At 69.4% G+C, this 21580-nt stretch carries 18 protein-coding genes; 12 read left to right on the top strand and 6 right to left on the bottom strand.

What is annotated here, in order from left to right; all coding sequences use genetic code 11:
- Nucleotides 1-55 precede the first annotated feature (55 nt).
- Entirely contained in the window at nt 56-1519 is a 1464-nt protein-coding gene (locus OG504_RS08420) for a hypothetical protein (protein ID WP_405989184.1), read from the top strand.
- A gap of 47 nt (nt 1520-1566) precedes the next feature.
- On the opposite strand, the gene OG504_RS08415 is transcribed toward OG504_RS08420, so the two are convergent.
- Nucleotides 1567-2898: a glycoside hydrolase family 16 protein gene (locus OG504_RS08415; RefSeq protein WP_405989183.1), complete on the bottom strand. Its 1332-nt coding sequence runs from the start codon at nt 2896-2898 to the stop codon at nt 1567-1569.
- A gap of 952 nt (nt 2899-3850) precedes the next feature.
- On the opposite strand from OG504_RS08415, the gene OG504_RS08410 reads away from it, so the two are divergent.
- Together OG504_RS08410 and OG504_RS08405 are read left to right on the top strand one after the other, a co-directional pair.
- Complete coding sequence (locus OG504_RS08410) at nt 3851-4024, top strand: hypothetical protein (protein WP_405989182.1); 174 nt, start codon at nt 3851-3853, stop codon at nt 4022-4024.
- A gap of 55 nt (nt 4025-4079) precedes the next feature.
- Nucleotides 4080-4562 carry a GNAT family N-acetyltransferase gene (locus OG504_RS08405; RefSeq protein ID WP_405989181.1) on the top strand — a complete coding sequence of 161 codons (483 nt, stop codon included), beginning with the start codon at nt 4080-4082 and terminating at the stop codon, nt 4560-4562.
- 19 nt (nt 4563-4581) lie between these two features.
- On the opposite strand, the gene OG504_RS08400 is transcribed toward OG504_RS08405, so the two are convergent.
- Nucleotides 4582-5925: an amidase gene (locus OG504_RS08400; protein ID WP_405989180.1), complete on the bottom strand. Its 1344-nt coding sequence runs from the start codon at nt 5923-5925 to the stop codon at nt 4582-4584.
- Between the two features lie 280 nt (nt 5926-6205).
- Here OG504_RS08400 and OG504_RS08395 point away from each other — a divergent pair, with 280 nt between their 5' ends.
- Nucleotides 6206-8065 carry a family 20 glycosylhydrolase gene (locus OG504_RS08395; protein ID WP_405989179.1) on the top strand — a complete coding sequence of 620 codons (1860 nt, stop codon included), beginning with the start codon at nt 6206-6208 and terminating at the stop codon, nt 8063-8065.
- A 22-nt stretch (nt 8066-8087) separates the two neighbouring features.
- On the top strand, nt 8088-9635 hold the full coding sequence (locus OG504_RS08390; protein ID WP_405989178.1) for an alpha-L-fucosidase: 1548 nt from the start codon (nt 8088-8090) through the stop codon (nt 9633-9635).
- A 24-nt stretch (nt 9636-9659) separates the two neighbouring features.
- Here OG504_RS08390 and OG504_RS08385 read toward each other — a convergent pair whose 3' ends face one another.
- On the bottom strand, nt 9660-10565 hold the full coding sequence (locus tag OG504_RS08385; RefSeq protein ID WP_405989177.1) for a helix-turn-helix domain-containing protein: 906 nt from the start codon (nt 10563-10565) through the stop codon (nt 9660-9662).
- A gap of 160 nt (nt 10566-10725) precedes the next feature.
- On the bottom strand, nt 10726-10977 hold the full coding sequence (locus OG504_RS08380) for a DUF397 domain-containing protein (protein ID WP_033279071.1): 252 nt from the start codon (nt 10975-10977) through the stop codon (nt 10726-10728).
- A 213-nt stretch (nt 10978-11190) separates the two neighbouring features.
- Here OG504_RS08380 and OG504_RS08375 point away from each other — a divergent pair, with 213 nt between their 5' ends.
- Nucleotides 11191-11739 (top strand): ATP-binding protein, encoded by a 549-nt coding sequence (locus tag OG504_RS08375; protein WP_405989176.1) that lies wholly within the window; start codon nt 11191-11193, stop codon nt 11737-11739.
- Between the two features lie 65 nt (nt 11740-11804).
- Here OG504_RS08375 and OG504_RS08370 read toward each other — a convergent pair whose 3' ends face one another.
- Both OG504_RS08370 and OG504_RS08365 read right to left on the bottom strand, forming a co-directional pair.
- Nucleotides 11805-12608, bottom strand: a complete 804-nt coding sequence (locus OG504_RS08370; RefSeq protein WP_405989175.1) for an SAM-dependent methyltransferase — start codon at nt 12606-12608, stop codon at nt 11805-11807.
- A 71-nt stretch (nt 12609-12679) separates the two neighbouring features.
- Nucleotides 12680-13687 (bottom strand): LacI family DNA-binding transcriptional regulator, encoded by a 1008-nt coding sequence (locus OG504_RS08365; RefSeq protein ID WP_405996279.1) that lies wholly within the window; start codon nt 13685-13687, stop codon nt 12680-12682.
- 271 nt (nt 13688-13958) lie between these two features.
- Between OG504_RS08365 and OG504_RS08360 the strand changes: the two genes are divergently transcribed.
- From OG504_RS08360 to OG504_RS08335, 6 genes are read left to right on the top strand one after another with little or no spacing between them, the layout of a single operon-like run.
- The gene (locus OG504_RS08360) at nt 13959-15251 is read left to right on the top strand and encodes an ABC transporter substrate-binding protein (protein ID WP_405989174.1); all 1293 of its coding nucleotides are present in this window, start codon (nt 13959-13961) and stop codon (nt 15249-15251) included.
- Between the two features lie 8 nt (nt 15252-15259).
- Nucleotides 15260-16147: a carbohydrate ABC transporter permease gene (locus OG504_RS08355; protein WP_405866112.1), complete on the top strand. Its 888-nt coding sequence runs from the start codon at nt 15260-15262 to the stop codon at nt 16145-16147.
- Nucleotides 16144-17046, top strand: coding sequence for a carbohydrate ABC transporter permease (locus OG504_RS08350; protein WP_405989173.1), 903 nt, complete (start codon nt 16144-16146; stop codon nt 17044-17046). The genes OG504_RS08355 and OG504_RS08350 overlap by 4 nt, the downstream gene beginning before the upstream one ends.
- Nucleotides 17047-17089: 43 nt before the next feature.
- A complete protein-coding gene (locus tag OG504_RS08345; RefSeq protein WP_405989172.1) occupies nt 17090-18346 on the top strand; it encodes a glycosyl hydrolase in 1257 nt (418 codons plus the stop codon).
- On the top strand, nt 18343-18477 hold the full coding sequence (locus OG504_RS08340) for a hypothetical protein (protein ID WP_405989171.1): 135 nt from the start codon (nt 18343-18345) through the stop codon (nt 18475-18477). The genes OG504_RS08345 and OG504_RS08340 overlap by 4 nt, the downstream gene beginning before the upstream one ends.
- Before the next feature lie 56 nt (nt 18478-18533).
- Complete coding sequence (locus OG504_RS08335; RefSeq protein WP_405989170.1) at nt 18534-21548, top strand: alpha-mannosidase; 3015 nt, start codon at nt 18534-18536, stop codon at nt 21546-21548.
- Nucleotides 21549-21580 lie beyond the last annotated feature (32 nt).

Genomic DNA, 21580 nt, shown 5'->3' with positions numbered 1-21580 from the left:
TAACATCACGGTGCGCAGGGCAACTTCGCACAGCGAATTCATAGGAGCCGCTCCCGTGACGACACTTGACGCGCCCGTACCGGTACGCCGGAGACTCCCGGCCCCTCGCCACCGTCGGGCCGTACTGGCCGCCGGTGTGGCCGCGGCACTCCTCGGCACGCTCGGCAACGCCCCCGCGCCCCGGGCAGAGACCGAGCGGCCCGCGGTGACCGACTGCCCGCCCAACCTCCTTGGCAGGGCGACCTGTTACACCGGCCAGGACACCAACGGGGCGTACTACACGATGGCCGTGCCGACCCACTGGAACGGATCCCTCGTCGTGCACGCGCACGGCGGACCCGACCTCGGCGACTCCTCCGACCCGGCACGCAGCACCGACGACCTGAACCGTTGGGCGGTGATGGTCGAGGAGGGCTACGCCTGGGCCGGCTCGTCCTACCGCCGCGGTGGCTACGGCACCCGGATGGCCGCCGCCGACACCGAGAACGTACGAAAGCTGTTCGTCTCGGAGTTCGGCAAGCCGAAGCGGACCTATGTGCACGGCCAGTCCTGGGGCGGCGACGTGGCCGCCAAGGTCGCGGAGACCTACGGCCGACACCCCGGCGCCTACGACGGCGCACTGCTCACGAGCGGTGTCCTGGGCGGCGGTTCACGCGGCTACGACTACCGGGTCGACCTCCGGGTGGTCTACCAGTACTACTGCCACAACCACCCCCGCCCGAGCGAGCCGCAGTACCCGCTGTGGCAGGGGCTGCGCGCGGACTCCACCATGACGAGCGCCGGGCTCCGAGCCCGCCTCCAGGAGTGCACGGGATACGCCTCCGACCCCGCGGACCGGACCGCGCTCCAACAGCGCAACCTCGACGACATCCTCGCCGTCACCCGCATCCCGGAGCGCTCGCTCGCGTCCCATCTGCAGTTCGCCACCTTCACGTTCCGGGACATCGTGTCGAGCCGCCTCGGCGGCCGCAATCCCTTCAGCAACCGGGGCGTTCGGTACTCGGGTTCACACGACGACAAGGCGCTCAACGCCGGTGTCGAACGGTTCTCGGCCGACCCCACCGCACGCCGCGACCTCTCCTACGACAGCGACCTGACGGGCAGGGTCACCATCCCGGTCCTCACCCTGCACGCGATCGACGACCCGACGGCCTTCGTCGAGCACGAGGCGGCCTACCGCGCCACGCTCCAGGGCGCGGGCCGGGGCGGCAACCTCGTCCAGACCTTCACGAAGGAGACCGAGCACAGCGCACTGAGCGACTCCGAGTACGCCGACTCCATTGCGGCTCTGGACACTTGGGTTCGCCATGGACGCAAGCCGACCGCGCGCTCGGTCGCGGCGTCGTGCGCGGCCTTCGACCGGAAGTACGGCAGCGGGTGCTTCTACGACCCGGCGTTCCGCCCCGCGCCGTACGCCTCACGGATCCGCCCCCGGCCGGGCGCGCTCGCCTGGCCCGCCATGACCGCGGCGCAGGAGCGGGCGTGGAGCCGGATCGACGGCGTCGGGATCGCTCCCTAGCGGCTGGTCGGGTCCCGGGCCGGTCCTGACGGGCCGGCCCGGGAGGCTCACTGGACGTAGGTGTAGTGCGGGCTGTCGTACTGAGGCCCGTTCTTCTCGTAGGTGAACCAGTAGGTCAGGGTGGAACCGGTGGTGAGCGAGACGTTCTGTGTCCAGGTGCCGCCGCTGTTGGTCATCCGGAAGTTCTGCTGGTTGGAGCCGTTGACGAGGTAGTGCACATCGACGTACGCCGCAGGTGTGGTCGGAACGAACGTGATCTGCGCCTGACCGGCGCTCACCCGCGTCACACCGGCGGTGTAGTCCGGTGTCGTCGTGGTCCCGCCGGTGCTTCCGCCCGTTGTACTGCCACCCGTCGTGCTGCCTGTGGTGCCGCCGGTCGTCGTGCCGCCGGTGGTGCTCCCGCCCGGGCTCTGCTGGTAGACGGCGAACCAGTCGACGCTCATCGCGGCACCTGATGTGATGCTGCCCGCCTGCGCGGCCGAACTGCAGCCGCAGACCTTGTCGGGATAGGAACCGGCGATCGCCAGGTCGAAGATCGCCATGAAGCCGTGATCGACGGCCGCCTGCCACGTCGCGACCGACACCTGGTTCTCATTGACGGTGAAGGTCAGACTGCCGTCGAGGTAGAAGCGGAGCTGCTCCGCCGCGGTGTTCGTGCGGTCGATGATCGCGGAGTACGTGTGGTAGCCGGTCTGGCAGCCCGCGCACGGCTGGAGATCGCTGGTGATGCCGTCGGGGTCGTGGCACTCGCCCGCCCACACACCGCAGTGGAAGGTGGTGGAGTGCTTGCTCAGCGCGTTGACGTCCTCCATGATGTCGAACTCGCCGATGCTCGGCCAGTTCGTCGCGCCGACCGGGCGGGCCGCTCCGCCCATCGCCCAGAACGCGGGCCAATAGCCCAGTCCACTGGCCGGGTTGGGCTGGAGGATCGACGCGCTCATCTGGAGCTGTCCGCCGGCCGGGGCGGCGAAGTCGGTGCGCTGGGTCTCGATGCGTCCCGAGGTCCAGTGGCCGGACCCGTCGCGGAGAGCCTTGATGACCAGGTGTCCCTGGCCGTCCTGGTAGACGTTGCTGGTGGAGTCGGTGGCCGATTCGACTTCGCCCGTTCCCCAGTTGGCGGCACCTCCGGCGTAACCGGTGCCCAGGTCGTACAGCCAGTCGGTCCGGTTCAGCGCGCTGCCGGACGTGCCGTTGAAGTCGTCCGAGAAGAGGGTGGTCCAGCCGGTCGGAGCGCCCGGTACGGCCGCCGAGGCGCTGCCGCCGCCACCGATCAGGCCTACGAGCGCGCCGATGAGCAGCACCAGAGCGCTGCCCAGAACGAGGGGGACGGTTCTCTGTCTGCCGGCCGGTGCGACGGCAGGCGGTGGGGAGGTTCTCATCGTTGTGGTTCTCCCTGTCAAGCATGCGGGATGGGAGTGCTGCAGGGGCCTGCCTCCTGGTGGGGCCGGGGAGCAGGTCGTCTCCGCCGTCTGGCGACATGGTCCGCTGACATCTTTGAGAGCGCTCTCAGGGCGATCATGGGTCCGCGGTCTCTCGTCGTCCTCCTCTGCGTCGGCGCCGCCGCACCGTGGGTCCCGGTGCACGCGGCTGCTCACGGACGATCCGTCATGTCGGGTGGGACGAGCCTGAGTTGGCTGCTCACCGGGCGGAAATCGCCGTATCAATGCAGGAGTGTCCGGCTCGGGTCTCCCTGCGTCAATGGCTTCAACATGATCGGTTCAGGAGCAGGTCTCCTGGCGACGCTCTATGGAGTTCCGGTACAGGTCCGAACCAAGTTCCGCCGGGCTGTGGAGCGCTCTCCAGCGGTCGGTCGAGCTCGGTGTCGTCTCGTTGAGCTGCGGTTCTGTGAGGGCGGCGTCAGGGAGGGGGCCTGTCGTCCGGGCGACGGCCTTTGCCGACGTCCGGACGACCTCGCACAGCGGCTTCAGGAGTCGAAGACAACCGCTCCGAGGGACTTCATGATCCGCCGGACGGAACCTGGTCGAGTCGCACGGGCACGCACGCGATGCGCACCGGCTCGGGCAGCCCGCAAGGTCCGGGCAGGCCGGCCCCGGTGGCTGCATGTCTCTAATCTTTACCCCATGTTTTCAGCCCCATCGAGCGGCGGGCTGCTCATTTGGTTAACCTGAGGCAGACGGACAGCGACAAGGGGTCCCACCCACACCCATGGTCCGTCCCGGGACAAGCCGGTCACAACGGTCTGCTCTCACACGAGTAACTGGCGCCACCGCGTCCGAACTGCCTTCAACCCACACCCGAGCGGGACTCAGGTACCGGACCGGAGACTGGCCGGTATGCCCCGCGGGTGACCCGACACATAAGGAGTGCGCGGTGACACCGGAAAAGACGAATCGCGAGCAACGCCCCAACGAACCCACGGAGCGTGCGGGCCACCGGTCCGACGAGCTCGGCAGCCTGGCCGTGTGGGCGCGGTCCGCCCCCATCCGACTCGCGGGCTACGAGGACGACCTCGCCGAGCCCCACATCCTGCCCAGCGTGGACTGACACCCACGGGACCCGTCGCGATCGCCGACAGCATGGGCGTGCGAAAATCACGCCCATGCTGATCAGAGAAGCCGTGGCCGACGACTGGCCGCGGATCTGGCCTTTCTGGCACCGGATCGTCGCCGCAGGAGACACCTACACCTGGGCCCGGGACACCTCCGAGGAGGCGGCCCGGGCCCTGTGGACGAGCCCGCCGAAGCGCGTGTACGTCGCCGAGGACGAGACCGGAACCGTCGTCGGCTCCGCCTTCGTCACCCCGAACTACGGCGGCCCCGCCGACCGCATCGCCAACGCCGGCTTCATGGTCGACCCCGACCACGGCGGCCGCGGCATCGGCCGTGCCCTCGCCGAACACATCCTCACCACCGCCCGCGACCAGGGCTTCCGAGGCATGGTCTTCAACGCCGTCGTCGAGACCAACCCCGCCGTCAAGCTCTGGCTCTCCCTCGGCTTCACGATCCTGGGCACGGTGCCGGACGCCTACGACCATCCCCGCGACGGACGCGTCGGCCTGCACGTCATGTACCGCGCCCTCTAGCCGAGATCTACCGGGCTCTTCAGTCGAGCGGCGCCGTCCGCACCCACGGGCGCAGCTTCTCCAGCTCCTCCGCCAGCTCCAGCAGCGCCGCCTCCGACCCCGGCCGCCCCACCAGTTGTACGGCGCAGGGCGCGCCCGAGGGCAGCGTGCCGAACGGGACCGACATCGCGGGCCAGCCGGTGAGGTTCCAAGGAGGCGTCAGCGGCGAGTAGTTGGTGTTCGCCAGCACATTGCGCAGCCAGCCCCGCTCGTGCCACGGCCCGGCCTTGGGGGAGCGGCGGGCCAGTGCCGCCGTCAGCAGGATGTCGTGCTCGGCGAAGAACGGCGCGAGGCGCTCCCGGAGTTGCTCCCGAGCCTTGCCGGTACGGACGCTCTTCACGAACCGCCGCCCGATCGCCGCGTGCACCCGGCTCCGCCGCGTCAGCTTCCGCGGGTCGAGTCCCGCCGCGTCCACCGAGGTGCCGGCCGTCCAGTGCGCGAGTGACGCGGTGCTCAGGGACAGCGGATACGGCGGATCGGCCCGCTGCACGGTGTGCCCGGCCCTGTTCAGCAGCCCGGCCGCCTCCCGCACGGCGGTCGTATACGGCTTGCTGACGGCCACTCCGGCGAGCGGGCTGCGCACGGAGGCGGCGATCCTCCGGGTGGTGGGCTCGTCGGGGCGTACGACCTCGATGTCCGCGATGACCGAAAACATCAGCCGGGCGTCCTCGACGGTCGTCGCGAGGGGGCCGTTCTCGGACATTCCGAACCAGTCGCCGTCGCCGATACCGGCCGGGACCACCCCGAACCCCGGCTTGATGGTGACCAGGCCGCAGTTGGCCGCGGGGATGCGCAGCGAGCCCATGCCGTCGTTGCCCAGCGCGATCGGCACCATGCCGACGGCCACGGCGGCCGCGCTGCCGCCCGAGGAACCGCCCGCCGTGCGGGTCGTGTCCCACGGGTTGCGGCTGGTGCCGTGGACGCCCTCGGTCGTACCGAAGATGCACAGCTCGGGCACGTTCGTGAGCCCTACGACGATCGCGCCCGCCGCCCGCAGCCGGGCCACGGTGACGTGGTCGTGGTCGGCGGGCGTGTCCGGGGTGGCGGCGGAGCCGACCCGGTTGGACTCGCCGGTCACCGGGAGGTTGTCCTTGACGGCCACCGGCACGCCCGCCAGGGGGAGTTCGGCCAGATCGGCCCGCGCGCCCACCTCGTCGGCCTCCGCGAGCGCCGCCTCCGCCCGCACCACCCGGAACGCGCCGATCCGCCCGTCGAGCCGCTCGATCCGGGCGAGATGCTCGGCCACCACCTCACGGGGTGTGACCCGCTTCTCGCGTACGGCGGCGGCGATCTCGACGGCGGTACGGCCGACCCAGCTGGTCACGGGCGCGCTCCTTCTCACTACTCGCGAGTATGTAGGGAGAACTGTGCCTCGGCCGGGGCGGTCCGTCGAGAGCTGACCGGTCGTGGAAACCAAGGGCTTCCGGCCTTGGACATTTGAGGCCGTCTTCTTGGACTTTTCGCGAGGCGGTACCGGGCGGGGGCCGACTGAGCTGCTGGTCATCCGATCAATGGCTCAACTTGACTGCTCCCACCGCCCATTGACAGCCCCTGAGAGCAGTCCAATCATCAGTCGTCCGATCAATCGCGACCGGTGGAGTGGCATGGCTGAGCGCAGGAAGAGACGGTTCCGGTTCATCGGCTTCGCGGCGGTGTTCGCACTGCTCGCGGTACCCGTACCGGCGGTCGCGGTCCAGGAGGGGCCGGAGCAGCCGGTGCCGGTGACCGTGCCCGCGCTGTCCAACTGGACGCCTGAACCCGGGAGTTACGACTTCAGGCCCGGAACCCGCCTCGTGGCCGACAGCAAGGGCGAGCGCGATGTCGCCGGCACCCTCGCCGACGACCTGAAGGCGGCCGGTCACGGAACGGTTCCTGTCGTACGTGGCGGTGCCGCCCGCCCCGGCGACATCGTGATCGAAGTCCGGCCGACCAAGGGCTCGTTGGGCGCGGAGGGCTATCAACTCCAGGCGGGCAAACGGCTGTCGGTGACCGGCGCGACCGAGACCGGCGCCTTCTACGGCACCCGGACCCTCCTCCAACTCCTCGCGCAGGGTGACCACATCCCCGCCGGACGCACGGTCGACGTACCGCGCTACAGGGAACGCGGGGTCGGCGTCTGCGCCTGCTACATCCACGTCTCCCTGCCCTGGCTGGAGAACCTGGTGCGCGAGATGGCGTACCACAAGCTCAACCAGCTGCTCCTCGAACTCAAGGTGAAGAGTGCCGCGCACCCCGAGGCGAACACGTGGGGCTACTACACCCGGGACGAGATGCGCCGCCTCGTCGCCCTCGGCGACAAGTACCACGTCGAGATCATCCCGGAGATCAACTCCCCGGGCCACATGGACCCGTGGATCGAGAACCGTCCCGATCTCCAGCTCACCGACAGCGACGGCAACAAGCAGCCCGCCCGGCTCGACGTCACCCAGCAGGCGGCGTTCGACTACTACACGAGCCTGATGGACGAGTGCGCGCAGGTCTTCACCGCGTCGTCCTGGCACATGGGCGCCGACGAGTACATGCTCGGCTCCGACTACTCCAAGTACCCGCAGATGCTGCGCTACGCCCGGGAGAAGTACGGCGCGAACGCCACCCCGCAGGACGCCTACATCGACTTCATCAACCGCGTCCGGGGCTACGCCGCGAGCAAGGGCAAGAAGCTGCGCATCTGGAACGACGGACTCACCGGCGCCAACACCGTGCCGGTGGCGGCGGGCACGACGGTCGAGCACTGGCTGAACGTCACGGAGAAACCGAGCCGACTCATCGCCCAGGGCTACCCGTTGATGAACGCGGCCTACTCCCTCTACCTCGTCCGCGGCGGCTTCCACAGCGACACCGAGGCGCTCTACGACCAGAGCTGGGACCCCCGCAGCTTCGAGGGCGAGAAACTCACCTCCAGCAACGGCATCACCGGCGCGAAGATCAGCCTCTGGCCCGACAACGGCCGTGGCGAGACCGAGAACGAGGTCACCGCCGACACCGAGCCGGCGCTACGGCACCTCGCCCAGGCGACCTGGGGCGATCCGCATCCCGACGCCACGTATGCGGCATTCACCGCCCGGGGTACGGCAGTTGGGCACGCGCCCGGGTGGCGGGACCTGACCCGGGTACCGGTGGCGGACGGGACGTACACATTCCGGACCGAGGGAGCCTCCTTCGACGCCGCGGTGCAGCGCACGCCGGACGGCTACGCGACGCTGCGGACCGCCGACGGCTGCCTCGAGGTGCAGGGCGGCAAGCTCACCCTCAACGTGCCGCTCCAGCCCGGGGTTTCGGCGACCCCGCAGTTCTGCGATGCCGCGAACACCATGCAGCGCTGGGAGTTGGCGCCCGCGGCGGGCGGCTATCGACTCGTGAACGCGATCACGCAGATGGCGCTGAGCGTCGCGGACGACGGCCGGCTCGTGCAGTACCCACCGGACCAACACCGCCCCGCCATCTGGCACTTGACCGCCCACTGAGCAACCAGAGGAGTCCCACCCCATGGCCCTCTCCAGGCGTCTCTTCGTCCTCTCGGCCACCGCGCTCGCCGCGACCGGCACCGCCACGGCATCCGCCCTCGCGGCGACCCCACCCCCGACCGACTCCCGCTCCCGCATCCCTGTCAGCCCCGACGACACCGAGGCCGAGCTGGTTCGCAAGGCCTCCCAAGTCCGGCCGACCGCACGGCAGGTGGCCTGGCAGCAACTGGAGCGGACGGCGTTCCTGCACTTCGGCGTGAACACCTTCACCGGCCTGGAGTGGGGGACCGGCGACGAGGACCCGAACGTGTTCCAGCCGACCGGCCTCGACACCGACCAGTGGGCCCGCGCCCTGCGCGACGGCGGCTTCAAGCTCGCCATCCTCACCGTCAAGCACCACGACGGCTTCGTCCTCTACCCCTCCCGCTACACCGACCACACGGTCGCGTACAGCAGTTGGCGTGCGGGCCAGGGCGACGTACTGCGCTCCTTCGCCGACTCCATGCGGCGGTACGGCCTCAAGGCCGGCGTCTACCTCTCGCCCGCCGACGAGAACCAGTACCTCCACGGCGTCTACGCCAACGGCAGCGCACGCACCACACGTACGATCCCGGCCCTCGTGGACGGCGACGACCGTGCCCCGGACGCCTACTACACCTTGGACGCCACCGACTACGGCGCCCATATGCTCAACACCCTCTACGAAGTGCTGACCGAGTACGGCCCGATCGACGAGGTCTGGTTCGACGGCGCCCAGGGACGCATCCCGCCGGGCCACGTCGAGGACTACGACTGGGACAGCTGGTACACCCTGGTCAGATCGCTGGCCCCGGACGCGGCGATCGCCGTGACCGGCCCGGACGTGCGCTGGGTCGGCAACGAGGGCGGTATCGCGCGGGAGGACGAGTGGAGCGTCCTCCCGGTCAAGGAGGAGCAGTACGGGCGCACGGACTGGGCGTTGTCGTACGACACCCCCGACGAGGGCAGCCGTGGCGCGCTCGTCTCGGCGCAGCCGGACACCGACTACCTCCAGTGGTGGCCGGCCGAGTGCGATGTGTCGATCCACGACGGCTGGTTCTACCACCCGGACCAAGTCCCCAAGAGCGTCGACGAGTTGATCGACATCTACTTCGGCTCGGTCGGCCGCAACGCGGTCCTGCTGCTCAACGTGCCACCGGACACGGACGGCCTGCTGGCGGCCCCGGACGTGGCGCGCCTGCGGGAGTTCCGCGAGCGTGTGGACCGGGAACTGCCCGAGGACCTGGCGCACGGGGCCCGGACGGCCGTCTCGCCGGGCCGGGTCACCGTCGACCTCGGCGCCGAACAGGCCGTAGACCGCGTCCGGTTGGCGGAGGACATACGGCGCTACGGCCAGCAGGTCGAGGCCTTCGTGGTCGAGGCGTACGTCGACGGGGCCTGGACAGAGGTCACCCGCGCCGGAACGATCGGCGCGAGCCGCATCCTGCTGCTGACCGCCCCTGTACGCGCCCGGCGGTGGCGAGTTCGCGTGACGGCGGCCCGGGACGCCGTGAAGATCGCGGAGTTCGGGCTGTACCGGTCGCGGGTCTGAGCGGCGGCCGGAAACCGCCTGTCCTCACATCTCGGTGAGGAGCTTCTCCAGGAAGGTCACCGACTCGGGAGCCGGTGAGGCCACCATGCTCAGCCGGTCCATGACCGCGAGGTAGCGGTCGACCTCTTCGGGCTTGTCCAAGTAGAGGGCGCTGGTGAGCTGTTCGAGGTAGACGATGTCCGGCAGGTCCGGCACCGGGAAGCGCAGCACGGTGATCGGACCGCCGGCGGCCGCGTGGCCGCCCACGTGGAACGGCAGCACCTGGAGCGTGACGTTCGGCAGGGCGGCCGTCTCGATGAGGTGCCGCAGCTGCTCGCGCATCACGTCCGCTCCGCCGAGCGGACGGCGCAGTGCGGCCTCGTCCACCACGACCCAGAGCTTCGGAGCGCCGGGCCTGGTGAGCAACTCCTGCCGGGTCATGCGGAGTTCGACGCGGCGCTGGATCGCGTCCGGGGTGTCGACAGGACGGCCGAGCCTGATGACGGCCTCGGCGTACCCGGCGGTCTGCAACAGGCCCGGGATGAACTGGACTTCGTAGGTGCGGATGAGGGAGGTGGCCTCCTCCAGCCCCAGATGCTGCTCGAACCAGGTCGGGAAGGCGTCGCCGTACGCGCGCCACCAGCCGGGTTCGTTGGCTCGGCGGGCGGAGGTCAGGAACTCCTCACGCACATCCGGCTCTTGGAGGCCGTACAGGGTCAACAGGTCCGCCACGTCGCGCTCCTTGAAGCCGACGCGGCCCAGCTCCATGCGGCAGAGCTTGGCGTCCGAGGCGCGTATCGCCGAAGCGGCCGTGTCCCGGGTGATGTTGAGGGACTCGCGCAGGCGGCGCAGGCGCGTGCCCAGCATGATGCGCTGGACCGTCGGACCGCCGCGCTGAAGGCTCAGCACGTCCGAACCCGAGGGAGCGTATTCCGGTTGAGCTGCAGTCATGTTCATCCCCTCGGCGGTCGCGCCGATACCGTCCGCAAGTTTTCGGGACTCAAAAGAGGATCGTAGCACCGAGGTTCCGGATAACTGCAGGGAGTGAAGGAGCCGGAAGGTGCCGGCCTGTGTCCGGCGCCTTCCGGCCGATCCGCGGGTTTGCCTGACCTCAGCGGCCGGGGAGTAGGCCGTCGAAGTCGCCGTCCTTCACACCGCGGACGAACGCGGAGATCTCGGCGCTGGTGTAGACGAGCGCCGGACCTTCGGGGTGGCGCGAGTTGCGTACGGCGACCTGGCCGTCGGAGAGCGCGGCCAACTCGACGCAGTTTCCTTCAGGGTTGCTGTGGTGGCTCTTGCGCCACTGCGCGTCGCTCAGCAGGGTCGCCGACATGCCGTTCGCGTGCTCTATGTGAGGCCTCATCGCTCCCCCGGAAGATCGAATGCAATTGCAGCTTCAATTGCATCCATTGGTGATGTGGAGGACGATAGCCCTCGGGCCGACCGCTCGCAAGATCGTCTGCAATTGCAGCGGTAATTGCCGATGCACTTGCGCTTGCAGGGTCAGGCGGAGGACGATGCTCCGGACAGGTGTAGTGCGCGCAGTTGTTCTCTCCCAGGGGTCTCAGGGGTCGCGATGTCCGCAGAGCAAGTCGTACGACCGGTCGACACCCTGCGGATCGAGGGGACTTGGGAGTGGCTGTGCCGGGCCGTCGACCAGGTGGGCCCGCCCGAGCCGGGGCGGACCGTCACCCTGGTCCCCGCCGTCGGCGACGGACGCGACCCCGCCCTCTGTTCCGTTCTGGTCGTGCCGCCGATGCCCCAATCGGCCCAGGTGGCACGGGACTTCACCCGGGCGGCGCTCGCCGACCGGGCCGGGGACGAACTCGTCGACGACGTGACGGTCACCGTGTCGGAGTTGGTGAGCAATGCGCTGCGCTACGGCCGCGCGCCCAACTCCCTTGTGGAACCGCAGCCTTCGCTGTGGCTCGCGGTGTGGGACCGGCTGCCGTACGCGGTGTGCGCGGTCACCGACGACAGCGATCGCATACCCGTGGAGGGGCACCCCGACGAGTTCGCGGAGTCCGGGCGCGGTCTGCAGGTGGTCTCCGCGCTGAGCGAGTCGTGGGGCTGGAACCTGCGGACGGGCGGCGGGAAGACGGTCTGGGCGCTGTTCCGGATCTGACCCAACGGCACAGAACGACAAAGAGGGGCACCGGCAACTTTGGTGCCCCTCTTCGGTGTTGGCGCTCAGGCCTTGCGGCCGATGCCGCAGATCGTGTTCTCGACGGATGGATCACGGCCCACGTCGACCGGCTCCGGGTGCCACCGTGAAATGGGGACGATGCCGGGTTCGACGGCATCGAGGCCGTCGAAGAACGCCGCTATCCGCTCGGGGCTGCGCAGGTGGTAGGAACTGGCGGAGTTGGCGTTGTACACCGAAATCGCCTGGTTGAGCGCCGCGTTGGTGTCGGTGCCGTCGGTCAGCGCGAGATAGCTGCCCGGGGGCAGCGCGTCGAGGAAGCGGGCCACGACGGCCTCGGGCTCGTCCGAGTCCGGGATCTGCCCCAGGATGCCCAGCATCGTCAGCGCGATCGGCTGGCTGAAGTCCAGGGTCTGGGCGGCGGCTTCGAGAATCCTCTCGGGGTCGCGCACATCGGCGTCGACGTAGGCGCAGGCGCCCTCCGGAGTGCTGGTGAGCAGCGCCTGCGCGTGCACCAGCACCAGCGGGTCGTTGTCGACGTACACGATGCGGCTCTCGGGCGCGATGCGCTGCGCGACCTCGTGCGTGTTGTCGACGGTGGGCAGGCCCGTCCCGATGTCGAGGAACTGGCGGATGCCCGCCTCTTCGGCGAGGTAGCGCACCGCCCGCACCAGGAACCGGCGTTGGAGGCGGGCGAGCAGGGCGATGTCCGGGAACATCTGGACGATCATCTCGCCGGCCTCGCGGTCGGCGGCGTAGTTGTCCTTGCCGCCCAGGAGGAAGTTCCACACACGGGCGGAGTGCGGCCGGTCGAGTTGGAGCCGGTCGGCCAGCGGGTCTTCGGAGGTCATGGGCAAAGCCTCACACGAAGTACCCGGCGGTGTCCGGCGATTCGGACTCGAAACGGGGGACACGCCCCCTTTCATGCCCGCGCCGGTCCCGTGCTGTCCCGTTCGATCAGCCGCGGCACCGGTACCCGCACGGTGCGCGCCGGACCGCCGTCCAGCAGAGCGGTCAACTCCCGGGCCGCCGTACGCCCGAACTCCACACTGTCCCGGGACAGCGCGGACAGCCACGGCCGGACCATGCGGCACAGCGCGGAGTCCTCCCAGGCGACCACCGACACGTCCGCCGGTACGGAGAAGCCGAGTTCGGTCGCGGCGGCCACCCCGGCGACGGCCATCACGTCGTTGTCGTAGATCAACGCCGTTGGGGGAGCGGCGACTTCGAGGACCCGGCGGGTGACGGCGGCACCGGCCGCGTCCGAGTAGTCGGTGGTCACCGAGTGGACCTCGGTCAGCCCGCGGCGGGTGGCCTCGGCGCGCAGGGCGCGGATACGGCGCTCGGTGTGCGCGAGGCCCGGCAGACCGGCGATGTGCACGATCCGCCGGTGGCCGCGCGCGTACAACTCGTCGACGACAGAGGTCATCGCGCCCGCGTCGTCGGCCCACACCGTCGACAGACCGGGATGCCGTTCGTCCGGTGCGCCGCCGATCACCACGGCAGGCAGGCCGAGTTCATCGAGGAGGTCGGGCCGCGGGTCGGCGGTGCGGGGATCGGCCACCAGGACGCCGTCCACCCGGTGTTCGGCCCACCACCGCCGGTACACCGCGCACTCGTCCTCGACGTCCTCGGCCATCTGGAAGAGCAGACCGAGATGGCGTTCGGCCAGCACCTCCTGGATGCCCGAGACGAGTTGGAGGAAGAAGGAGTCGACGCCGAGGGTGTCCGCGGGCCGGGCGAGGACGAAACCGACCGTCGCCGCGCCCTCCCCGGACAGCGCCCGCGCCGCCGTACTGGGCCGCCAGCCCAGCTGCTCCGCGACGCGGCGGACCCGGTCGCGGGTGATCTCGGAGACGCCGGGCCGGCCGTTGAGCGCGAAGGAGACCGCGCTCTCGGACACGCCGGCGCGCTGCGCGATGTCCTTCATCGTCGGCCGACGCGCGGGCGACCGCTTGCCTGACAAGCCCGCTCTCCATTCCGCAGGTGCCGCGCACTAATGCGCTTGAGTCCGCACACCCTAAAGCGCATTAGTGATCCACCGCAAGAATGCGAACACACCTCGCTGACCAGTGCAGTTGGCCGGATCCGGCCAACTAATGAATTTAGCTGAGCGGAATCCATTGACGGGCCCCGTGAACACCGTGCAAGGTCTGCCCCGGCACGATCAGCCAACCCCACTGGCAAAGGAGCCACTCGCCGTGCGCATCTCCCGCAGAGCCTTCGCCGCAGCTGCCGCCGCCGTCGTCCTCATGCCGCTGAGCGCCTGCGGTTCCGGGGGAGACGACGGCGGATCGACCGACGCCTCGGGCAAGGTCGAGGGCGACATCACCTTCCAGACCTGGAACCTCCGCGCCAACTTCAAGTCGTACTTCGAGGGCGTGATCTCCGGCTTCGAGAAGCAGTACCCCGGCACCCACGTGAAGTGGATCGACCAGCCCGCCGAGGGCTACGCCGACAAGATCAGCGCGGACGCCGCCGGCGGCACCCTGCCCGACGTCGTCAACGTCTCCCCGGACCTCGTCGCCCCTCTCGCCAAGGCGGGCCTCGCGCTCGACCTCGACAAGTCGGCCGCGAAGTACAAGAGCGAGTACCTGCCGGGTGCCTGGGCCAGCCACGAGATACCGGGCATGACCGGCACCTACGCCTTCCCCTGGTACCTCAACACCGGCCCGCTCTTCTACAACAAGTCCCTCTTCGAGCAGGCCGGACTCGACGCCGACCAGCCGCCGAAGACGTACGACGAACTCTTCGCCCAGGCACTCCAGTTGGCGAAGAAGACCGACGGCAAGGTCGCCACCCTCGCCAACGTCCCCACCGTCGAGGACTTCGGCCGCTACGGCGTCGAGCTGATGAACAAGGCCGGTACCGCCTTCGCCTTCAACGACGCGAAGGGCATCGAACTCCTCACCAAGTACAAGGAGTTGTACGACGCGAAGGCCCTCGACCCGCAGGCGCTCACCGCCACTCCCGAGTCGTCCGGCAAGAAGTTCCTCACCGGCGCCGTCGCCATGAACCCGGGCAGCGCCCTGGACCTCGACAACTTCAAGAAGCAGGCGCCGACCCTGTACAAGAACATCGGCATCACCGATCAGATCACCAGCACCGGGCACGTCAACATGTACGTGATGGGCGTGATGGTCAACTCCAAGACCAAGCACACCCCGGCCTCCGTGGCCTTCGCGCACTACGTCACCGACGCCCAGCAGCAGATGTCGTTCGCGAAGAAGGTCGCCATTTTCCCGAGCACCGCCGGTTCCCTCGACGACCCGTACTTCACCAAGGAGGACGGCACCGACGAGACCCGGGTACGGATCGCCGCCGCCAAGTCCCTGAAGAACGCGGTCAACTACACGCCGGTGCTGTTCAGCGAGCAGATGAAGACCGCGCTGCGCAACGAGGTCGCCAAGGCGCTGCAGGGCAAGGAGAGCCCGAAGACGGCTCTCGACAACGCTGTCAAGCAGTGCGACACGCTGCTCCAGCAGGAAGGCTGAGAGTCCTCATGGCCGACGTGTCCCGCGTGCGGCGCCAACTGCCCACCAGCCCCTGGCTGTTCGCCGCCCCCGGGCTGCTCGTCGTCGGCGCCTTCGTGCTGTATCCCTTCGCCTCCACCGTGATCAACTCCTTCACGGACCGGCGCACCCTGATCCCGGGCCACTTCGTGGGCTTCGCCAACTTCCGCGAGCTGTGGCACGACGACATGTTCTGGACCGGCCTGCGCAACAGCACCCTGTACATCGTCGGGGTGGTGCCGGCACTGGTCGTACTTCCTTTGCTGCTGGCCCTGTTGGTGCAGAAGAACATTCCCGGCATCACCTTCTTCCGGTCCGCCTTCTACACCCCGGTCGTCGCCTCGATCGTCGTGGTCGGACTGATCTGGGTCTGGCTGCTGGACGAACGCGGCCTGGTCAACTCGCTGTTGGAGACGATCGGCGTCGGACAGATCGGCTTCCTCAGCGACCAGTGGCTGCTCCTGCTGAGCGCCATGGCCGTCACGGTCTGGAAGGGCCTCGGCTACTACATGATCATTTATCTGGCCGCACTCGCCAGCGTGCCGCGCGAACTGCACGAGGCCGCGTCGGTCGACGGCGCGGGGGCGGTGCGCCGCTTCTTCACGGTGACCGTGCCCGCCGTCCGTTCCACGATGGTGCTGGTGGGTGCGCTGTCCTCGGTCGCCGCCTTCAAGGTGTTCTCCGAGGTCTACCTGATGGCGGGTCCCAGCGGCGGACCGGCCGGTGAGGACACCACCCTCGTGATGCTCGTCCAGCGCACGGGTACCGGCCTCACCGGCCGCGTCGGATATGCCTCCGCGCTCTCGGTCGTCGTCTTCGTCGTCACCGTCGCCCTGATGCTGCTCGTGCTGCGGGCCGACCGTAAGGAGGACGCTTGAGCGTCATCGAGCGCACAAGGCCCGTCCAGGAGACGGCGGTTCGCGAACCACGCATCACCGACGAGCACGGCCGCCGCATCCGCGTCTGGGAACTCGCCCTGCGCTACACGCTGTTGCTGATCGTCCTCACCATCACCGTCGGCCCCTTCGTGTGGCAGCTCTCCACCTCGCTCAAGGGCCCGACCGAGGACATCTACAGCTCGCCCCCGACCTTCCTCCCCGAACACCCCACCCTGCACAACTACAAGCGGGTCGCCGACACCATCCCCGTGTGGGACTACGCCTTCAACTCGCTGAAGGTCGCCGCCGGCAACGTCGTGACGAACTGCGTCGGTTCGGCCCTCGCGGGCTACGCGCTGGCCCGACTGCGGTACCGGGGCCGCCGCGTCGCCACCCTCGTCTTCATCCTCGCGATGCTCGTGCCGGTCGAGGGCATCATCATCGCCCAGTTCACCACCATGCGGGAGCTGGGCCTCAACAACACCCTGATCGGCGTGGTCCTCCCGGGCTGCATCGGCGCGATGAACGTGCTGCTGATGCGCAACGCCTTCCTCAACCTGCCGTACGAGATCGAGGAAGCGGCCTTCGTCGACGGCGCCAACGTGTGGCAGCGGTTCCTGCGGATCGCGCTGCCGTCCGTGAAGGGCACCATCGCCGTCGTCGCGATCTTCGCCTTCATGGGCGCCTGGGACGACTTCCTGTGGCCGCTCATCGTGCTCAGCGACCCGTCCAAGTTCACGCTCACCATCGGCCTCAACTATCTGCACGGCACCTTCGCCAACGACGAACGCCTGGTCGCCGCCGGCACGGTCATCGCCGTGGCACCGCTGATCGCCCTCTTCGCCTGCCTCCAGCGGTACTTCTTCCGGGGCGTCGGCGAAGGCGCGGTCAAGGGCTGACGTTCCCTCGCATTCAGGTACGCACTACAGAACCAGGATCCCGATGTCTTCTGCCGTGCGCTTCGGCGTCAACTACACGCCCAGCCAAGGGTGGTTCCACCACTGGCTCGACTTCGACCTCGACTCCGTACGCGCCGACCTCGACTCGATCGCCGAGCTGGGCCTCGACCACATCCGCGTCTTCCCGCTGTGGCCGTACTTCCAGCCCAACCGGACCCTGATCCGAACCAAGGCCGTGGAACAGCTGGTTCAGCTCGTGGACGCGGCCGGTGAGCGCGGGCTCGATGTCAACGTCGACGGTCTGCAAGGGCACTTGAGCAGCTTCGACTACCTGCCGGCCTGGACCCGCACCTGGCACCGGCGCAACCTCTTCACCGACCCGGACGTCCTCGACGGCCAGGCCGCCTACCTGCGCACGCTCGCCGCCGCCCTTGCCGATCGCCCGAACTTCATCGGCATGACCCTCGGCAACGAGGTCAACCAGTTCTCGGCCGGCCCGCATCCGGACCCCGACCGGGCGACCGAGGACCAGATCGACGCCTGGCTGGAGCGGATGCTCACGGCCTGTGCGGAGGGTGCGCCCGGCAAGCCGCATCTGCACGCGGAGTACGACGCGACCTGGTACCAGGACGACATGCCGTTCACCCCGGCCCAGGCCGCTCGGCACGGTGCGATGACGGCCGTGCACTCCTGGGTCTTCAACGGCACCGCCCAACGCCACGGCCGTAGTTCGGTTCCCTCCGAGCACCACGCCGCGTACCTGATCGAGCTGAGCAAGGCCTGGGCCGAGGAACCGCACCGGCCCGTCTGGCTCCAGGAGGTCGGCGCACCCCAGCCGCTCGTACCCGCCGAGCACGCGGCCGACTTCGCCTCCGCGACCATCGCCAACGCCCTTGACTGCCCTGACCTCTGGGGCATCACCTGGTGGTGCTCGCACGACGTGTCCCGTGACCTCGCCGACTTCCCCGAACTCGAGTACGGGCTGGGCCTGTTGACCAACGACCGGCAACCCAAGGACATCGCGCTGGTGTTGGCGGAGGCGGCCCGCGAGCCCACGTACGAACCCGGTGTCCGCACCACGGCGCTCGTCGTGCCCGCCGATCCGTCGGTCCGTTCGGGCTGCGGTCCCGGTGGACCGGTCTTCGACGCCTACTTCCGGCTCGTCGCCGACGGAGCCCGCCCGGCGACCGTCCTCGATGTGCGCGCGGACGACAAGGAACACCTCGCCGCGCGGGGCATCACCGAAGTCGTCACTCCCGACCAGGTACTCCCCACCCCGCGAGGAGCCACCGGCTCGTGAATCCCCAAGGCCCCACCAGACGCACCGTCCTGCCCGCCGAACAGGGCGAGTGGCACGCGTGGTTCGAACTGCGCGCGACAGGGGAGCTCTACACAGCGTCGGCCCCCGTGACCGTCACGTACGCCTGGTAACACCCGCTTGGCACCACCCCTGCCCCAACCCGCAACCGAGCTACGGAGCACCCCGCATGCATGACGACCGCAGCCTGGTCGAAGCCCGCCTCAAGCGTGTCCTCGAAGAGCGCATCCGTCCCGCCGTGTATCCCGCGTCCGTGCCGCTGGAGGTGGCCGTCTGGCACGCGCCCGACGAGCCGGTGCCCGTGGCCGAGGGACTCGCGGGCACACCCGAACCGATCGCGGTGGGTGCCCGGTGGGGTGCTCCCTGGGGCACCAGCTGGTTCCGCGTCACCGGGACCGTCCCCCAGGAGTGGGCCGGGAAGACCGTCGAGGCGCTGCTCGACCTCGGCTTCGACGAGAACATGCCCGGCTTCCAGTGCGAGGGCCTCGTCTACCGGCCCGACGGCACCCCTGTGAAGGGCCTCAACCCGCGCAACCAGTGGGTCAGGATCGGCGCGCCCGTCGCCGGCGGCGAGGAGGTGCGGCTGCACATCGAGGCCGCGTCCAACCCGGTGGTCCTGGACTACCACCCGTTCCTGCCCACGCAGTTGGGCGACAAGGAGACCGCGGGCAGCGAGCCGCAGTACACGCTGACCCGCATGGACCTCGCCGTCCTCGACGAGAACGTCTGGAACCTCGTCCTCGACCTGGAGGTCCTCGGCGAGCTGATGGCCGAGCTGCCGGTGGACTCCGCACGTCGCTGGGACCTGCTGCGGGCGATCGAGAAGGCGCTCGACGCCGTGGACCTCCAGGACGTCAACGGCACGGCGGAGCAAGCCCGTTCACAGCTGGCGGCCGTCCTGACCTCGCCCGCCGTCCCGTCCGCGCACCGGATCAGCGCCATCGGGCACGCGCACATCGACTCGGCGTGGCTGTGGCCGCTGCGCGAGACGGTCCGCAAGGTCGCGCGCACAACGTCCAACATGGCGGCCCTCCTTGAGGACGAGCCCGACTTCATCTTCGCCATGTCGCAGGCCCAGCAGTGGGCTTGGGTCAAGGAGCACCGGCCCGAGGTGTGGGCCCGGGTCAAGAAGGCGGTGGTGGACGGGCGGTTCGTGCCCGCCGGTGGCATGTGGGTGGAGTCGGACACCAACATGCCGGGCTCGGAGGCGATGGCCCGTCAGTTCGTGCACGGGAAGCGGTTCTTCCTCGACGAGTTCGGCATCGAGAACGAGGAGGCCTGGCTGCCCGACACCTTCGGCTTCGCCGCCGGACTCCCGCAGATCATCAAGGCGGCCGGTTCCAAGTGGCTGCTGACCCAGAAGATCTCCTGGTCCCAGACCAACAAGTTCCCGCACCACACCTTCCGTTGGGAGGGCATCGACGGCACCCGGATCTTCACCCACTTCCCGCCCGTCGACACCTACAACTGCTCCATGCAGGGCCGCGAGATCGCCCACGCGGCACGCAACTTCAAGGACAAGGGCGTCGCCCGGCACTCCCTCGCGCCCACCGGCTGGGGCGACGGAGGCGGCGGCACCACCCGCGAGATGATCGCCAAGGCGGCTCGCCTGCGCGATCTCGAAGGCTCGGCGACCGTGGCCTGGGAGACCCCCAAGGAGTTCTTCGAGAAGGCCGAGGCCGAGTACCCCGAACCCCCGGTCTGGGTCGGCGAGTTGTACCTCGAACTCCACCGCGCCACCCTCACCAGCCAGGCCAGGACCAAGCAGGGCAACCGCCGCAGCGAACACCTCCTGCGCGAAGCGGAGCTGTGGGCGGCGACGGCCGCCGTACGGGCCGGATTCCCTTACCCGTACGAGGACTTGGACCGGATCTGGAAGACAGTCCTGCTCCACCAGTTCCACGACATCCTGCCCGGCTCCTCCATCGCCTGGGTGCACCGCGAGGCCCGCCGGACCTACGAGCGGATCGCCTCGGAACTCGACGCCATCATCGACGCGGCCCAGCGCGCACTGGCGGGGGAGGGCACGACCCCCCTCCTCTTCAACTCCGCGCCCCACACCCGCGAAGGCGTCCCCGCAGGCGGTGCCCAGATTCCGGCCGTCCAGGGAGAGACGGCACTCGCGACCCGGGTCGGCGGCGGACACGTACTGGAGAACGGACTGCTCCGCGTCGAGATCGACGCCCGGGGCCTGGTCGTCTCCGCCTACGACATCGAGGCCGACCGCGAGACGATCGCACCCGGCCGAACCGCCAACCTGCTCCAACTCCACCCGGATTTCCCGAACATGTGGGACGCCTGGGACGTCGACGAGTTCTACCGCAACACGGTCACGGACCTCACGGACGCGGACGAGGTCGTGGCGGACGGGAACGCGGTGCGGATCGTGCGGTCCTTCGGCGCGTCCAAGGTCACCCAACTCCTGTCCCTCGCCCCCGGCGAGCGGCGACTGCTCATCGACACCGAGGTCGACTGGCACGAGACCGAGAAGTTCCTCAAGCTCGCGTTCCCGCTGGACGTGCACGCCGAACGGTACGCGTCCGAGACCCAGTTCGGGCACTTCCACCGCCCGACGCACACCAACACCTCATGGGAGGCGGCCAAGTTCGAGGCCTGCAACCACCGCTTCGTGCACATGGAGGAGCCCGGCTGGGGCGTCGCCGTCGTCAACGACTCGACGTACGGCCACGATGTGACCCGTACGGTCCGCGGCGACGGCGACAACGGTACGACCACCACCGTCCGCGTCTCGCTCCTCCGCGCCCCGCGCTTCCCGGACCCCGAGACCGACCAGGGCGTCCACCGCTTCCGGCACGCACTGGTGCCCGGCGCGGGCATCGGCGACGCGGTCCGCGAAGGGTGGCGGATCAACCTGCCGGAGCGGCGAGTCGAGGGCGGGCAGGAGGTCGCGCCGCTGGTGCGCGTCGACCGGGACGCGGTCGTCGTCACGGCGGTGAAGCTCGCCGACGACGGGAGCGGTGACGTCGTGGTCCGCTTCCACGAGGCGCACGGGGGACGGGCCAGGGCGACACTGACGGTGGGCTTCGCGTTCGACGCGGTGGAGGTCGTGGACCTGCTGGAGCGGCCGTGGGCCGACGCCGAGGAGGTGACCCGCGAGGGTGATCAACTCGCCTTGCGGCTGCGCCCGTTCGAGCTGGTGACGCTGCGGTTTCGGCGGTCCTGAGCCGGAACGCCTTTCGCCGGCGGCCGTGATCG

Origin of the sequence: Streptomyces sp. NBC_00986, from assembly GCF_045162565.1 — a bacterium.
In the GTDB taxonomy this organism is placed as follows: Bacteria; Actinomycetota; Actinomycetes; order Streptomycetales; family Streptomycetaceae; genus Streptomyces.
Note: the sequence above shows the minus strand (reverse complement) of the source record. Positions and strands in the feature narration are given on the sequence as shown.

Bases quoted from the DNA above. Each gene is read 5' to 3' on its own strand.
- OG504_RS08365 (WP_405996279.1), bottom strand. From the start codon at position 13,687: ATGAAGGACATCGCGCAGCGCGCCGGCGTGTCCGAGAGCGCGGTCTCC.
- OG504_RS08390 (WP_405989178.1), top strand. From the start codon at position 8,088: ATGGCCCTCTCCAGGCGTCTCTTCGTCCTCTCGGCCACCGCGCTCGCC.
- OG504_RS08415 (WP_405989183.1), bottom strand. From the start codon at position 2,898: ATGAGAACCTCCCCACCGCCTGCCGTCGCACCGGCCGGCAGACAGAGA.
- OG504_RS08370 (WP_405989175.1), bottom strand. From the start codon at position 12,608: ATGACCTCCGAAGACCCGCTGGCCGACCGGCTCCAACTCGACCGGCCG.
- OG504_RS08385 (WP_405989177.1), bottom strand. From the start codon at position 10,565: ATGACTGCAGCTCAACCGGAATACGCTCCCTCGGGTTCGGACGTGCTG.
- OG504_RS08345 (WP_405989172.1), top strand. From the start codon at position 17,090: ATGTCTTCTGCCGTGCGCTTCGGCGTCAACTACACGCCCAGCCAAGGG.
- OG504_RS08395 (WP_405989179.1), top strand. From the start codon at position 6,206: ATGGCTGAGCGCAGGAAGAGACGGTTCCGGTTCATCGGCTTCGCGGCG.
- OG504_RS08405 (WP_405989181.1), top strand. From the start codon at position 4,080: ATGCTGATCAGAGAAGCCGTGGCCGACGACTGGCCGCGGATCTGGCCT.
- OG504_RS08375 (WP_405989176.1), top strand. From the start codon at position 11,191: ATGTCCGCAGAGCAAGTCGTACGACCGGTCGACACCCTGCGGATCGAG.
- OG504_RS08355 (WP_405866112.1), top strand. From the start codon at position 15,260: ATGGCCGACGTGTCCCGCGTGCGGCGCCAACTGCCCACCAGCCCCTGG.
- OG504_RS08380 (WP_033279071.1), bottom strand. From the start codon at position 10,977: ATGAGGCCTCACATAGAGCACGCGAACGGCATGTCGGCGACCCTGCTG.
- OG504_RS08335 (WP_405989170.1), top strand. From the start codon at position 18,534: ATGCATGACGACCGCAGCCTGGTCGAAGCCCGCCTCAAGCGTGTCCTC.